This window comes from Bacillus pumilus, assembly GCF_009937765.1.
Taxonomy (GTDB): Bacteria; Bacillota; Bacilli; order Bacillales; family Bacillaceae; genus Bacillus; species Bacillus pumilus_O.
In genome coordinates, this window is record NZ_CP047089.1 from 936,141 (window position 1) to 950,347 (window position 14,207).

The following is a 14,207-nucleotide window of genomic DNA, read 5'->3' on the forward strand; positions in this document are numbered from 1 at the left end:
CCTTCATTTACATCCTTTTATCTACAAATAAACCGACTATCTCTGTCATTGCCGCATAGAAATCAAGCCATTCCTTGGAAGGAATCTCTCTAATGACTTCTTCTGTTTGGTTATCTACGACTTTGACATAATATTCATTGAGTTTTTCATGTAATTCAAATTGCAGATGAAATTGAGTGGGTTCAATCAGTTTGTTTGCTCCATGAAGCGTTTTTTCAATTTCTTCTTTTGAAACGACCTTGCCATTTGCTTGTGAGTCAGGGTTTACATTGTCATTCTGGTTATTAGAAACACGGGTTTGAAATGCATCGATAATTGGCTCTAGCGACGTCAACTTACCAACAGACATAGTTATTCAGCTCCTGTGCTTTAATCTATCTTTTATATCGGCTTGGAATTTTCAAATTAAATATAGATGGACAGATTTGTTAAAGTTTCATATAGATCTTAAACACCCATATCAAAACGCTTTCACACGGAGAAGGACAGCTGAATCAGATAAAAAAATCCTCACTTTTTTTGTGAGGATAATTGAGAGAGGAGATCTACGGATAAACTCGCAGCACGATTGTTCTCTTCTTGAATAGACAGGTACACTTCTTTCCTGTGAATATCAATGTACTTAGGAGCTTCAATCCCGATTTTCACTTGATCGCCTTCGATTGAAATAATCTTGACTTCAATATCATCGCCAATTTGAATCGACTGGTTTAATTTACGCGAGAGAACTAACATGAGGATGCCACCTCTAACAAATGTTTTGTATGATAAGCTGAATCATGCAAAATCACCTGTTTGGCTTTCATGTTTTTCCGGTTCACGATAATAGGCGCTCTTAAATTGGCTGTCGTTTTTTCAATAGATGATTCCATTGTTAAGATCACCATAACTTCCACATCATTCGCATCTTCTACTTCCAAAATCTCTACGACCGACTCGTCTAGATCGAATTCATATTGGTTGAAGAATAAAAACGGACTGCTGACAATAAAGCCTAACTCTGCGTTTTTCAATGATTGAAGAACTAAAAATGGTGACTCTTCTGATAAAGGTAAAATGACAAACTGTTTTTGATCCAGAAATCCTGGTATTCCATTAGAGAAGTTGATCATTTGCTCCTCTTTGATTTTCACTTCACCATGGTATTTTGTTTGAATGATCATAATTCACGACCTTTTTCATTTTTCTTAACTATACCTTATCACCATTTTGGCCCGTTTCGTCAACTTCTATTTTTAAATCTGGGTATTGTAACATATCAATATTGACCTTACCTGGCTGGTAGTTAACGATTGGTTTATGAGGCGTTGCCTCTATTATAGCTTTTTGAGGCTCCACATCAATTTGAAGCTCAGATGGCTGATAGTGAATTTTCACACTAAAGAATGAAGGGATCACACCAATGGTGAATTGTTTGGCTGGAGGAGCACCATTGATTTTGGCAAACTCGGCAATTGCATTCCCACCATTCTCGATCTTGATGAGTTCACTACCTTCTTCTGCCCTTCTGCCCATTCCCTCTCCAACAGCACGTTTCCCCTCGGCTGCCCATTCTTCTGAACGCCTAAAAATTGACTTGATATCCATATCGGCAAATGCCTCGGTTTGGTCTATAGTTAATTTTGACGGTGTCCTTTTGATATTCATAACAGCTTTGGGCTGCTGAATTTCAAGGTCCGCTCTAGGCTGCTCTACTTCTTGACGAGATGGAGTTGTCGACATTTGCAGCTTTGCATAGGTTTGTTGCATTAACAATCTAGGGATTTGCATTTAGGTACACCTCCATGATGCAAAAAAGCACCCAACGGATGCTTTTTATTATCTTAAGAAATCGACAAGGGATGGCTGAATGACTTTAGCCGTCGTTGCTAAAGCTGCTCTATTCACAGTTTCTTGTTGAAGAAGATCAAGAATTGCTTTTTCACTTTCAACATCTTCATTATTAGACTTAGCATCTTTGAGCACTTGGAATTGTGAAGTCAAACGGCTGCCTACTAAGTCAACACGATTTGAACGCGCTCCTAAGTCCGAGCGCTCAGCACTCATCACTTCTTTAAACTGATCGATGCTTCCTAACGCATCATCAGAATTTGCGAACGTTCCATTTTTCAATGAGTTTTCTAAATCCGTCAGCATTTCAATGACATTTTGGCCGCTGGCAGACTGTCCACCAAACGCTGAAATTGGATTTGAGTTCACATTTAAAGTGATACCATCTGAAATGTTCGACTTAACGGAATTTGCATCTGTATAGTTTTCAAAGTTAAACGTAAACGTACCATCTGCGTTTTCGACAACTGGTTTAACATTTGTATTTGTTCCATTAAATACGAACTTACCTAACATCTGAGTGTTCATCGCATCAATGATTTGTTTCTTCATCTGACCAATTTCCACTCCGATAGCTGCTAAATCTTCTGGCTGCTTTGTACCATTAGCTGCATCAAGCACTTTATCTCGAACATTTGACATAATATCAATGATTTCAGTGACACTTGTTTCAGATGTATCAATCCAGTTTTGTGCTTCATTTAAGTTATTCTGATATTGTTCATTTCGAAACATGGCAGTACTATATTGAAGGCTTTTTACTGCTGCAACAGGATCATCAGACGTTTTTGTGAAACGTCTCCCTGTTTGTGCCTGCTCATTTATTTTAGAAAGTTTTTCATAACTTTTACTAATATTACGAAGTGAGTTTTGAGAAATCATACCTTGTGTGACTCGCATCAGTTATACCTACCTTCCTACGACACCCATGCCGTTTATTACTTTATCCAATATTTCATCTTGTAATGTCACAACTCTCGCAGCTGCATTATATGCATGCTGAAATTGGATCATATTCGTCATTTCTTCATCAATGGAAACAGCACTCGTCGACATTCTACGTTCATTGGCTGAATTGACAAGAGCAGCTGAACTGCTTTCTAGCGTCATGTTCTTTTTCCCTTGAATCCCCATCTCAGCAATGACATTTTGGTAGTAATCCTGGATCGTTGTTGTATTGCCACCGATTGGTAACTTCAGGTCTTGTATATTTGCTAATTTCGTAGCATTCGAACCGTCACCTTGCGTTTGATTGAGAGATGCTGCGATATTATCTGTTGATGCTAAAATGACATCACTCACTTTAATACGAGCAGCTAATCCTTTATTTAATTCATTGTTATTCTCAATATCAAAAAAGTCTTGTCCGCTTGTGCCATTTAACGTGTACCCCTGCTTATGCACATCGTTAAATGTATCCATAAATACTTGTGCTACTTCATCCAGCTCTGCAAGCATTTCTGGATACATACCTTTTTCAGTACCATTTGACATGTAGCCATAAGCCTCAACAAGTGCTTTTACTTTACCATTCACTTGAAGCTGATCTGCTGCAATGGTTGTTGTTCCGAATTGAAGTGAGTTAACAAGTCCCGTTGTATTATCATAGGAGATTTGCAGTTCAGATTTTTCGTTCGTAATTCCATTCAAAATCGTTCCAGCAGATTGTCCATTTGCACCAATAATATCGATGTTGACAGTTCCTTCAGCAATTTTGAGTGCATTCCCGCCAGATGGATTGTAGCTCACTTTAATATCAACAAATGAAGATAATTGATCTACTAACGCATCACGGGTATCATAAAGATCATTTGGAAGATATCCGTTTGGCTCAACTGCTGCAATCTGTTTATTCACTTCATCTATTTGAGATAAAATCGTGTTCACATTTTTAGCTGTTGAATCGAGTTCTGTTTTTAAATTCTTTTGTATCGTTGTTAAAGAAGAATTAAGTAGACGGAATTGATCTACTAAAGCCTGTGCACTTGTTTTAACAACTGTACGCGCAGAAGCGGTGTCGGCATTTTTTGTTTCGGATAGGACCTGTAATGATTTCCAAAGGTTATCAAAGGCTCTGTTTAAGCCTTCATCCGTCAAATCATTCATAACTCCCTCCATTTGCGAAAGGGCGTCAGATTTTGCTGAGTAGTAAGACAAATTATTGTTATGATCTCTAAATTGCAGATCTAAAAAGCTGTCTCGAATTCTTTCAACGGTTCCAACTTGAACTCCTGTCCCCATTTGGCCATACGTCTTTCCATCATAAACTGAAATGACTGGATAAGGATTCTCTGCTTTAAAGGTAACTCTTTGTCTTGAGTAGCCATCTGTATTTGCATTGGAGACGTTGTTTGATGTGACATAAAGCCCTGCGCGCTGGGCTGTAATTCCTCTTTTTGCCGTTTCTAGACCCATGAATGTAGAACCCATTGGTATCCTCCTTGTTTACGCCTTTGAATCAAACAAAGCCCTCTGCTGTTTAGGCTTTGAACTCTCAAGACCATTTTGTCCGTAATTCATATTTTCTTTATTAGGGTTAACGAGATCGAATGTCAGTGAAATAAATTGAAGCGATTGCTGAATGAGCTGTTTGTTCAGTTCATTTACATCTTTCAGTTCCACCATGATGTCATTTAATTTGTCATATAACGAAATGAGCTCTTCTTGATCCGAACCTTCAGCCTTTTCGATACACGCGGTGATAGTTGGTGTTTCATCATTTTGTAAAAATTGAACTGTCGCTTCAATTCGTTTTTCTTCTAATTGAGAAATGGCCTGAATATATTTTTGTTCTAAATTCAAAACCTCTGAAAGAGCATCAATCTCATTGCTTTTCAGCATTTCTGTTTTATCCTTTGACAGCTTCAAAAGCTGTTCATGCAATCCATAGAGACGATGCAGCTCTTCAATGATTATTTTAACTGACATTCACGCTACTCCCTTTTGTTATTGTTGTTTATAAAAATTGAGCATTTTATCAGCAATACCTTTTGTATCTACTTGATATGTTCCGGCTTCAATGCTTTTTTTAATTTGATCTATTTTATCTTGGCGTTCTTTCATGATATTCGGCACCTTTTGCATTTCGATTGCCTTTTTAGAAATTTCGACTTTATCAGTTGATTTTGCTTGATTTGATTGCAACGTTTGTTTCTCATATGTTTTCTTGTAAGGATTTACTGGTTGTGTTCCATATCGATTAATTTTCACGGGATTCCTCTCGCTTTCCGTTACAGTCTGTCTTGATTCTATCCATTTTATCGACCAAACTGCAACTTAGTTTAGGGAATCAATCGTTTTTAGGATTAATGGCATAATAGGTGTCTTTTTTCCTAGATTCAATCTCCCTTTTACGCTCTTCTTCTTGGTTCATTTGACTTATTTGCGACTGAATGTCCTGTTCACATTGGCTGCACAGCTTGTTTTTCCTGATCGGTTGGCCACATCTTTCACAAGGATAGTTGATATTCGGAAATTGGCTAATTTGAAGTCTTTTCAAGCGGATAAATTTCAAGATTAATTCTTCATCAACTTCTGTTGCATCTACTATTTCAGCAATAGTTGATTGTCTATTACTTTGCTTTCGCAAAAATTTATAAACGATATCAAAAGAACGTTCTTCTTCTTCGAAGCATTTGTTACAAACCGTTTGGATGGTCGTTTTTAAAAACAGCTGATTACATTGTGGGCAGTTTGCCAATTGATTCATAACCAAAACCCCTTACGTTATATTCTCTTCTTATTATCGGTTAATTATCCTGAATTTTAACTACGGATTAACGTAAAAGAGGAAACACTTTTGGCACCCGCTTCTTTTAAAATTCTCGCAGCATCATAAATAGTACCCCCGTTGTATAAATGTCGTCAATCAAGATAATATCCCTTTGAATGATCGCATCTGTCTGCTTGATTTGAAACATTCCTTTTTGATCTAAACGTTCATTTTTCTTTTTCTTGGACTGTTTGCTTTGGTGTATTTTCATAAGCGGCTGAAGGATCGGCTGACCAATCAAGGAAGCAAGTATGACGGACTGATTAAACCCTCTTTCCTTTTGTCTTTCTTTACTTAAAGGAATTGGGATGAGCACAGGTTCTTTCATTGAAAAGGAGCGCTTAAATACTGCTTGGGCATCTTGTTTAAAAAGCTCAGCTAAAGCTGTATCACCTCGGAATTTAAAGCGGGAAAGGACATCTTTCATCAAATCGTTGTAAGCATAGACAGACCTATTTTTCACAAGTACTGTAGTAGAATCAGGGCGTTCTTTCCACCAGGAACAGTCTTGACATAATTGATCATTCGACTGCGCTCTCCCACAAGCTGGACAAATCGGACGTTTAATTTTTTCTAAGTGATGCTTACATGCTATACATAGACGATCATCATTTAATAGAAGTAATGATTTCCATGTAAAAGGAGTGACAACATGTCCCTCACAAATCAGGCAGATCAATTGTTATCCTTATTTATCGGCAGACGGTTTTCGCACCGTGGAAATGCGGAGACCTTTGAAGCGGCTTCTGTGAGAATGACCAGCATGGCTGTATTCTTCTGTTTGTCCACCATCTCAGATTTACTGTAAGATATTTTATTGATATCTGTTATATACTGAGGCTTCACTTGATTCAGTGAGATCGCTAATACATCTTCTATACACTTTTCACAGTGACAAATCATGTTTAATTGGTTTAGATATTGATAGAGGATTTCCTTGAGTAGTGTTTCTTTTGCATTGAGTAGCATATTTGTCTCTCCTGCCATTTGTGTATTGTGAATATAAATGTACCATGAAATTTAGTTGCACCTACATTATTTTTCTGAGAACTCTTTTTCAGCTGTATCATTCATTTTTACAATATGATTCTTTGCTTGTTTCATACTTCTCGTTAAACCAAAATGAAAAAAGAAAACATCTCCTTTAAAAAAATCGGGATGTCTACCTGCTCTACCAGAAATCTGAACAAGTGCACTTTCTGTAAAGATAGTAGATTCTGCACCTAGCACCCCCACTTGCACATTTGGAATGGTTACGCCTCTTTCAAGAATTGTGGTTGTAACTAATACATCGTATTTGTCATCTCTGAATTGCTGGACCTTTTGTTTCCTATCTGGATCATCAGCAGACACCCCTTCTACATTTAAGTGGTGTTTTCTAAGAACCTTCGTTACCTTCTTCATAGTAGAAATAGAAGGAACAAAAAGTAAAACCCTTCTCTTCTTTGCAATATGGTTCTGCATCCAATTCATTACTATAGGTGGAAGCTGGTTCTTTTTTAATTTCTTCTTCCAGTGTCCAATCCATTGAAAGGATGGGACAGGTAAAAGTTGTTGGTGAAAGCGAAGAGGAATTTTTATGGCTTCTAGTTGTCCACGAGATACATCTCTTATCATTTTCTTAGATGGCGTCGCACTTAAATAAACCCTAACACCTTTTTTTCTCATTGCCTTTAAAACAGCAAAGTGGAGTCGTTCATCCATTGAATAAGGAAAGGCATCAACTTCATCTATAACGAGCACATCAAATGCATGTTTATATCTCATCAACTGATGAGTTGTAGCGATTACTAGCGGTGCTATTTGGAACCTTTGAAGACTTCCTCCATAAAGAGCAGCTATTTTCAGTCCGTGAAATGCTTTTTTAAGCCGAGGCTCTAGTTCAAGGACCACATCAGTTCTAGGTGTCGCAATGCATACCCTCATTCCTTGATGTAAGGCATATTCTATTCCGTGAAAAAGAACTTCTGTTTTCCCTGCCCCGCAAACTGCCCAGATAAGTAAATCAGATTTGTGTTTTATCGCTTCGATCAATTTTTCTGATGCTCTTTTTTGTCCTTTAGACAGGTTTCCCCGCCATGTTAATTCCGTGTGAGCGGTTCCTTCTATGGGTGGACCCGTCCATTCATATAGAAATTCACATTCCGATGTTTTCCCCATCATGATGCATGATCTACAGTACACACAATCTTTTTGACACTTGTCACATGGAGAGTGGGCAAAGTATTGATTTTTTGAAACACCACATCTGCAACAAATAAGACCATTTGCTTTCCTCTCAATAGCAGTCCTTCGGATAACTAACCCTTTCTCCTCCAGCCAATCTAACTCAGACTGTAAGCATCTTGTTTCAGCGGTAAGCAGGTGGCGTGACTGCAGTTGCTCCCCGAGTTTCATTGCTTTGTCCATGTTCAATTTCAACAAACACCTTTCAATTGATGTTTGCCTATTATGCGCAAAGCTATAACCTTTCGTCCAACAGCTAAAAAAGAAAAATAAAACCCCTTTTCTAAGAGAAAAGAGATTTTTAAGATTTATCTAATCACCCAGCCAAGAGCTAAAGAGCCTTCGCCTAGATGAGTGCCAATTACGGCACCAAAATAGCTTTTATAAAATTCAACATGAGGATATTTTTCTGATAAGTGCGCAATTAATTCGTCTACTTCTTCTTCTCTATTACCATGTATCAGTGTTGCTCTCATCGGGACACCACGAGATGCATCTTCGTCAAATAATTCAAACATACGTGAAATAGCTTTTTTACGTGTGCGAATCTTCTCAAAAGGGACAATTAGCTTGTTGTCAAAATGCAGTATAGGCTTTACCTTTAAGAGGCTCCCAATGAAAGCCTGAGCACCATTTAATCTTCCGCCTCTTTGTAAATGAGTTAAATCGTCTACCATAAAATAAGCTTTCTGATTCTCTTTCAGGTAGTTGAGATGGGCTAACACTTCTTGTGGAGAAGCACCAGCTTGAATTTTTTCAGCAGCTTCTATCACATAAAAACCTTGCGCCATACAGCTAGTTTCTGTATCAAACGGATAAATGTCAATTCCGTCAACTAGGTCATTTGCTGAGGCTGCACTATTATATGTTCCACTAATTCCGCTAGAAAGGTGAATACTAATCACGGCATCATATGTTTCACTTAGCTTTTCATATAATTCTATTAGTTCACCGAAAGCAGGCTGAGAGGTGGTTGGAAGTTCTTTATGCTTTTTGACTTCTTCATAATAAATCTTCCAATCCATTTCTATTTCTTCACGGTATGATTCGTTGCCAAAAATGACATTAAGAGGGATCATATGAATATGATGTTTATCACGTAGCTCTTGTGGTATATAAGCAGTACTGTCTGTTACAACGGCTATTTTCATTCTTAAATACCTTCCTTATCCGTTAAGTTGCTCTTTTTTATTTTCAAAGAATGATCATTGTGTTTCATTAGATTTATAATAGTAATCAAAAAAGCCTGCCTAATCAATAGGCAAGCCCGTTATATCCGAAAAATACTCCTTATCTACCTATCATTTCTCTCCAATTAACATGTGAGAAAACCAAGAACAGGCGAAAAAGGAGTACTTGTCCGGAACATTATCTCATTTCTACCCAGCCGTTCTTAATTGCTACAACAACAGCTTGTGTACGGTCGTTTACATTCATTTTTTGTAAAATGTTACTCACGTGGTTTTTGACTGTCTTCTCACTAATAAAGAGCGACTCACCAATTCCTCTATTGCTCTTTCCGTCAGCTAACATTTGAAGTACTTCGCACTCACGTCTCGTTAAGATATGAAGTGGTCTGCGAATTTCAGGATATACTTCATGCTGCGGATGTGCTGAAACGCCACTAGTCGCTAGGCGTCGGAATTCATTTACTAAGTTATGAGTAACTTTCGGATGTAAATAAGATCCTCCGTCAGCTACGACTTTCACTGCTTCAATGAGCGTGTCTGCATCCATTTCTTTTAACAGATAGCCTCTTGCTCCTGTTTTCAATGCATGTGTCACATAGTTTTCGTCGTCATGAATAGATAGAATAATGACTTTTGATTCGGGATAAAGCTCAACTAGCTGCTTTGTAGCCTCTACACCATTAACATTCGGCATATTAATGTCCATAATGACAACATCTGGATGATAGTGTTCTACGATACGTGCAGCTTCGTCACCGTCGTCTCCTTCTGCAACTACTTCAAAAGTAGGTTCAAAATCTAAAATCCGTTTGACACCTTCACGGAATAATTGGTGATCATCAATAATTACAATATTTACTTTAGTCACAAGCTACGCCTCCCCATGTTTATTGTTCTACACCTGAACTTTATGGTCAATATGTCTTTTGTCTCTATTTTACAATTTTATTTTGCAATGTTAATGGCACGCGAATCATGATGAATGTCCCTAGACCTATTTTTGAGTCAATGGTCATTTTACCTTCCAGTAAGTCTACGCGTTCTTTCATGCCAAGTAAACCGAAGGATTTATTTTTATTTGTTTTCACATCTTTCATATCAAAACCTTTTCCATCATCTTTGATAATTAACGTGACAAAGTCTTTCGTCACTTCTACTTTCACAGAGATTTCTTCAGCTTCGGAATGCTTTAGTGAATTTGTGACAGCTTCTTGGGCTAGTCTAAACAGTGCCACTTCAAATTGAGAAGCAATTCTTTCGCTTTCTGTATCTCCTAGGCATTGGAACGTAATCTTGGTTTTTCCATCATACTCTTCGATTGTGTTTAAATATTTTCTTAGCGTCGGAATGAGACCCAAATCATCTAAAGCCATTGGTCTTAAATCATAAATGATTCTTCTCACTTCGTACAGAGCATTTCGCACATTCTGTCTGAGACTTCTAATTTCTTTAAAGCCTTCTTCTGTTCCACGGTCTCTAAAAATCCGTTCAATTAATTCGGAACGCATCATCACGTTTGCCAGCATTTGGGCCGGACCATCATGAATTTCACGGGATACCCTTTTACGTTCTTCTTCTTGGGCTTCAATAATTCTCAGTCCAAAATCTTGTTTTGCTTGAGCATCTTCAAGTAACACGCCAACTTGGCGTAAGTCCTGATTGAGATAGTTAAGAACAACTGTGATCTGGCTCACAAGCGTTTCAGAGCGTTCAATGACGTCTTGTAGGCTTAACAATCGTCTTTCTAGATCATCTCTTCTTTCTCTCAGCTGCTTTTCGCGCTGCTGGATCATGGTGAGTTCCACTTGCAGATTATGTGCTTTTTCGTAGGCCTCGCGTATTTCTTCTTCGCTAAATTTGTTGAAGTTTCTGCTGACCTCAGATAAGCGATTTCTAGCATGTCTCGTATGGACTTCTAGTTTATCCCCAAAATCAATTACTTCGTTTACTTGCTGCTTGATTTGCTTCAGCTCTTCTACAAGGCTTTCATATTGTTGACGGGACTGTTCGCCTATCCTAAATACTTCGTCCTTGCTGCCATCAACTGTACTTAGCATTTTCATGATGATTGAATCCAATAATTTCGGATCCATTTTAGGTGTTGTCATGGCTTTTCCCTCCCGTAACAGTGATGTCATCTTTTTTTATTATAAATGTCATTGATCTGCATTTTATGTCGAATTATAATGAAAGAATGCGTATAAATCATGAAGTTTTTTTGACGACCCTTTTTCTACCCCTATCATCATAACAAAATACGCTGTAAAATTCTAAAACCAATGCAAATTTTCTCTATTCTTACAATTTGCTTTTCAGGAGGGTATGTCTTTTGCTGAATCGCTATCTTACAGTAAAAAGTCGTGGCGAGCATGAGATCGTCATTGAAAAATCACGTTTTATTTGTCATATACAGCGTGCTGTCTCAGAAGAAGAAGCACAAGCATTTATACAATCCATTAAAAAACAACATTGGAATGCCACACATAATTGTTCTGCCTATCTCATTGGAGAACATGACCTGATTCAAAAAGCGAATGATGATGGTGAACCAAGTGGTACAGCGGGTGTGCCCATGCTTGAAGTGTTAAAAAAACGGAAGCTGAAAGATACAGTTGTAGTAGTCACTCGTTATTTCGGCGGTATTAAGCTAGGCGCCGGTGGATTGATTCGTGCCTACGGAAAATCTGTATCAGAAGCCATCAACCATGTTGGGATGGTAGAGCGCTGTTTAATGCGTACGATGCACACAACAATAGATTATACATGGCTTGGAAAGGTAGAGAATGAGCTTAGAGCCTCATCTTTTCAGCTAAAAGAAATTCATTATGCAGAAGATGTTATTTTTGAGACGTATGTAGAAGAAACACAAACAGAGCAGTTCATTGAATGGATGACTGAGCTGACAAATGGAAAGAGTGTTACAAAAGAAGGCGAACTGATTTATTTAGAAAAGGACATTGGTCCGATAAAGGAGACAGATGAATGGCACAACGAGTAAAAGTGCGTGTACGAAAGAAAAAGAGTAAGAAGAAGAAAATTTTTAAACGTATCCTGGTCTTATTTTTGCTTCTTTTCATCTGTATGGGTGGATTTGCAGTCTATAAAATAGTCAATACACTTCAAGCCGCTGACAAAACATATGATGAACTAGATCGCGGCGAGAAATCGAAGCTTCGTGATGCGGTCATTGATATTAAAAAGAAACCCTTCTCTGTACTATTTGTCGGAATTGAGGATTATGCTACAGATGGTGATCATGGCCGTTCAGATTCACTTATTGTCGCAACCATTAATCCTCAAGACAAAACGATGAAAATGGTTAGCATTCCTCGTGACACACGCGTACAGCTTGCAAGTGACACGACAGGTAATAAAGTCAAGATTAATGCGGCATTTGCTAAAGGCGGTAAAGACGAGACGATCGAAACTGTCGAACAATTCTTGAATATTCCGATTGATAAATATGCGACCGTTGATTTTGACGGATTCAAGGATGTCATTGATGAAGTTGGTGGAATTGATATCGATGTTCCATTTGACTTCAATGAAAAAAGTGATGTAAAAAAATCGAAAAAGATTTATTTCAAAAAAGGAAATATGCATTTAAACGGGGAAGAAGCACTTGCCTATGCACGGATGAGAAAACAAGATCCACGCGGTGATTTTGGACGTAATGATCGTCAGAAACAAATTTTACGTGCAATGATTGATCAAATGTCGAAGGCGAATAACATCGCGAACGTCGATAATATTGCGAAAGAAGTCAGTGATCATATTACGACCAACTTCCGTATCACAGAAGGTCTAGCCCTTCAGCAGATCTACAGCGGGTTTAAGGGAGACGACACAGAAACACTTTCTATTAAAGGGTCGGATCTTTATTTAGGACCAAATCGAACGTATTACTTTGAGCCAGATCAAACCAATCTAGCCAACGTACAAAATGAATTAAGGACGCATTTAAAGCTTCCTACTGAATCTTCGACAGAAACAGATTCACAAACGAATCCATCCTCTGGCGAAACAGGGTCAAGTGATATAACTAACCCTTCGACCAACACATCAGGCCAATAATAAAAACAGCCCAGTTCCTAGGAACGGGCTGTTTTTTATTGTCTTTTGACCATTCGTTTATAAAATTTCGTAAATGGTTTGAACTCTTCGTTGACCAAACCCGTAACTTCCGCAATCACTTGCATAAACATCACCAGTAAAAAAATAATGATGAGCGATAACCAAATGGTCGCGCTTGTCAGCAAAATCGCACTTAAGCTAAAGACTAACCCAATCATGTAAATCACGATGACAGCCATGCGATGGGACAAGCCGAAGGCCATTAGTCTATGATGAATATGAGATTTGTCCGGTGATGAAATCGGCTGTTTGTTTAATATACGCCTAATGATCGCAAAGGTCGTATCAAATATAGGAACACCTAGAATGATCACAGGAACAACAACACTAAACAAAGTGACACTTTTGTATAAGCCTAAAAGTGACAGCACCGAGATCATATAGCCTAAAAATAGCGAACCGGTATCTCCCATAAAAATCTTCGCCGGATGAAAGTTGTAAAAGAGAAAGCCGATCGTACTGCCAATGACGACAAGAGATAAAGAAAGAATCAGAATCTTGTCAGCAGAAAATGCCATCACTGCAATTGTTGATAAACCGATGACAGATATACCGGCAGCTAGTCCATCAAGGCCGTCAATTAAATTGATGGCATTTGTAATACCGACAATCCATAGCACGGTGAGGGGATAAGCCATCCATCCTAACTCAATTCGATCTGTTAAAAAAGGAACAGAGAAGAAGTCCATTTTTAAGCCCGTGCTCACAATCAAACAAGCAACAAGGACTTGTACGAGAAATTTAAATCTTGCACTTAAATTATATTTATCATCAAATATACCTAAAATGACGATGAGTACGGCACCAACTGAAATTGCTGTAATTTTATTATGTAGAAACAGCCCGCCTGCTAATGCTCCAGCCGCTACTCCAATAAAAATTGCCAAACCACCCATTCGAGGCATTACTTTATCATGAACTTTTCGTTTATTCGGCTGGTCCACTGCACCAATCTTAATTGCAAACTTCTTGACGATTGGTGTCACAATTAAAACTGTAGCCAGAGAGACAAAAAACGCTAATAAGGCGCGTTCGTAATCCATAGGTCAGTCTCC

18 protein-coding genes are annotated in these 14,207 nt (G+C 38.2%); 2 read left to right on the top strand and 16 right to left on the bottom strand.

The features are described from left to right. Positions 1 to 7: 7 nt before the first annotated feature. The 15 genes from flaG to degS all read right to left on the bottom strand — a co-directional run bounded on the left by flaG (position 8) and on the right by degS (position 11,126). Positions 8 to 349 carry a flagellar protein FlaG gene (gene flaG, locus GPS65_RS04645; RefSeq protein WP_012011422.1) on the bottom strand — a complete coding sequence of 114 codons (342 nt, stop codon included), beginning with the start codon at positions 347 to 349 and terminating at the stop codon, positions 8 to 10. A gap of 161 nt (positions 350 to 510) precedes the next feature. After that, complete coding sequence (gene csrA / locus GPS65_RS04650; RefSeq protein ID WP_088004419.1) at positions 511 to 735, bottom strand: carbon storage regulator CsrA; 225 nt, start codon at positions 733 to 735, stop codon at positions 511 to 513. After that, a complete protein-coding gene (gene fliW / locus GPS65_RS04655; RefSeq protein WP_088004420.1) occupies positions 729 to 1,163 on the bottom strand; it encodes a flagellar assembly protein FliW in 435 nt (144 codons plus the stop codon). Before fliW ends, csrA begins: the two co-directional genes overlap by 7 nt. Before the next feature lie 28 nt (positions 1,164 to 1,191). Further along, a complete protein-coding gene (locus GPS65_RS04660) occupies positions 1,192 to 1,770 on the bottom strand; it encodes a DUF6470 family protein (protein ID WP_012011425.1) in 579 nt (192 codons plus the stop codon). A gap of 48 nt (positions 1,771 to 1,818) precedes the next feature. Beyond that, positions 1,819 to 2,730, bottom strand: coding sequence for a flagellar hook-associated protein FlgL (flgL, locus tag GPS65_RS04665; protein ID WP_012011426.1), 912 nt, complete (start codon positions 2,728 to 2,730; stop codon positions 1,819 to 1,821). A gap of 9 nt (positions 2,731 to 2,739) precedes the next feature. Further along, a complete protein-coding gene (gene flgK, locus GPS65_RS04670) occupies positions 2,740 to 4,260 on the bottom strand; it encodes a flagellar hook-associated protein FlgK (protein ID WP_012011427.1) in 1,521 nt (506 codons plus the stop codon). A gap of 15 nt (positions 4,261 to 4,275) precedes the next feature. Next, entirely contained in the window at positions 4,276 to 4,758 is a 483-nt protein-coding gene (locus GPS65_RS04675) for a flagellar protein FlgN (RefSeq protein WP_012011428.1), read from the bottom strand. A gap of 18 nt (positions 4,759 to 4,776) precedes the next feature. Beyond that, a complete protein-coding gene (gene flgM, locus GPS65_RS04680) occupies positions 4,777 to 5,040 on the bottom strand; it encodes a flagellar biosynthesis anti-sigma factor FlgM (RefSeq protein ID WP_003213252.1) in 264 nt (87 codons plus the stop codon). Positions 5,041 to 5,119: 79 nt separating this feature from the next. Continuing rightward, complete coding sequence (locus GPS65_RS04685) at positions 5,120 to 5,539, bottom strand: TIGR03826 family flagellar region protein (protein ID WP_012011429.1); 420 nt, start codon at positions 5,537 to 5,539, stop codon at positions 5,120 to 5,122. A 106-nt stretch (positions 5,540 to 5,645) separates the two neighbouring features. Further along, positions 5,646 to 6,281, bottom strand: a complete 636-nt coding sequence (locus GPS65_RS19260) for a ComFC family protein (RefSeq protein ID WP_274379583.1) — start codon at positions 6,279 to 6,281, stop codon at positions 5,646 to 5,648. Continuing rightward, positions 6,278 to 6,571, bottom strand: coding sequence for a late competence protein ComFB (gene comFB / locus GPS65_RS04695; RefSeq protein ID WP_012011431.1), 294 nt, complete (start codon positions 6,569 to 6,571; stop codon positions 6,278 to 6,280). The genes GPS65_RS19260 and comFB overlap by 4 nt, the downstream gene beginning before the upstream one ends. A gap of 66 nt (positions 6,572 to 6,637) precedes the next feature. Then, positions 6,638 to 8,017, bottom strand: a complete 1,380-nt coding sequence (locus tag GPS65_RS04700) for an ATP-dependent helicase ComFA (RefSeq protein WP_012011432.1) — start codon at positions 8,015 to 8,017, stop codon at positions 6,638 to 6,640. Between the two features lie 119 nt (positions 8,018 to 8,136). Next, positions 8,137 to 8,979 carry a DegV family protein gene (locus GPS65_RS04705; protein ID WP_012011433.1) on the bottom strand — a complete coding sequence of 281 codons (843 nt, stop codon included), beginning with the start codon at positions 8,977 to 8,979 and terminating at the stop codon, positions 8,137 to 8,139. Between the two features lie 217 nt (positions 8,980 to 9,196). Further along, complete coding sequence (gene degU / locus GPS65_RS04710) at positions 9,197 to 9,886, bottom strand: two-component system response regulator DegU (RefSeq protein ID WP_008348273.1); 690 nt, start codon at positions 9,884 to 9,886, stop codon at positions 9,197 to 9,199. Positions 9,887 to 9,950: 64 nt separating this feature from the next. Next, a complete protein-coding gene (gene degS, locus GPS65_RS04715) occupies positions 9,951 to 11,126 on the bottom strand; it encodes a two-component sensor histidine kinase DegS (RefSeq protein WP_003213166.1) in 1,176 nt (391 codons plus the stop codon). Positions 11,127 to 11,347: 221 nt separating this feature from the next. Between degS and GPS65_RS04720 the strand changes: the two genes are divergently transcribed. Beyond that, the gene (locus GPS65_RS04720) at positions 11,348 to 12,016 is read left to right on the top strand and encodes a YigZ family protein (RefSeq protein WP_012011434.1); all 669 of its coding nucleotides are present in this window, start codon (positions 11,348 to 11,350) and stop codon (positions 12,014 to 12,016) included. After that, positions 12,001 to 13,092: an LCP family protein gene (locus tag GPS65_RS04725; protein ID WP_119125450.1), complete on the top strand. Its 1,092-nt coding sequence runs from the start codon at positions 12,001 to 12,003 to the stop codon at positions 13,090 to 13,092. Before GPS65_RS04720 ends, GPS65_RS04725 begins: the two co-directional genes overlap by 16 nt. Positions 13,093 to 13,127: 35 nt before the next feature. Here GPS65_RS04725 and GPS65_RS04730 read toward each other — a convergent pair whose 3' ends face one another. Then, positions 13,128 to 14,195 (bottom strand): glycosyltransferase family 4 protein, encoded by a 1,068-nt coding sequence (locus GPS65_RS04730; protein ID WP_003212692.1) that lies wholly within the window; start codon positions 14,193 to 14,195, stop codon positions 13,128 to 13,130. Positions 14,196 to 14,207: the final 12 nt, after the last annotated feature.

Bases quoted from the DNA above. Each gene is read 5' to 3' on its own strand.
- flaG (WP_012011422.1), bottom strand. From the start codon at position 349: ATGTCTGTTGGTAAGTTGACGTCGCTAGAGCCAATTATCGATGCATTT.
- csrA (WP_088004419.1), bottom strand. From the start codon at position 735: ATGTTAGTTCTCTCGCGTAAATTAAACCAGTCGATTCAAATTGGCGAT.
- fliW (WP_088004420.1), bottom strand. From the start codon at position 1,163: ATGATCATTCAAACAAAATACCATGGTGAAGTGAAAATCAAAGAGGAG.
- GPS65_RS04660 (WP_012011425.1), bottom strand. From the start codon at position 1,770: ATGCAAATCCCTAGATTGTTAATGCAACAAACCTATGCAAAGCTGCAA.
- flgL (WP_012011426.1), bottom strand. From the start codon at position 2,730: ATGCGAGTCACACAAGGTATGATTTCTCAAAACTCACTTCGTAATATT.
- flgK (WP_012011427.1), bottom strand. From the start codon at position 4,260: ATGGGTTCTACATTCATGGGTCTAGAAACGGCAAAAAGAGGAATTACA.
- GPS65_RS04675 (WP_012011428.1), bottom strand. From the start codon at position 4,758: ATGTCAGTTAAAATAATCATTGAAGAGCTGCATCGTCTCTATGGATTG.
- GPS65_RS04685 (WP_012011429.1), bottom strand. From the start codon at position 5,539: ATGAATCAATTGGCAAACTGCCCACAATGTAATCAGCTGTTTTTAAAA.
- comFB (WP_012011431.1), bottom strand. From the start codon at position 6,571: ATGCTACTCAATGCAAAAGAAACACTACTCAAGGAAATCCTCTATCAA.
- GPS65_RS04705 (WP_012011433.1), bottom strand. From the start codon at position 8,979: ATGAAAATAGCCGTTGTAACAGACAGTACTGCTTATATACCACAAGAG.
- degS (WP_003213166.1), bottom strand. From the start codon at position 11,126: ATGACAACACCTAAAATGGATCCGAAATTATTGGATTCAATCATCATG.
- GPS65_RS04725 (WP_119125450.1), top strand. From the start codon at position 12,001: ATGGCACAACGAGTAAAAGTGCGTGTACGAAAGAAAAAGAGTAAGAAG.
- GPS65_RS04730 (WP_003212692.1), bottom strand. From the start codon at position 14,195: ATGGATTACGAACGCGCCTTATTAGCGTTTTTTGTCTCTCTGGCTACA.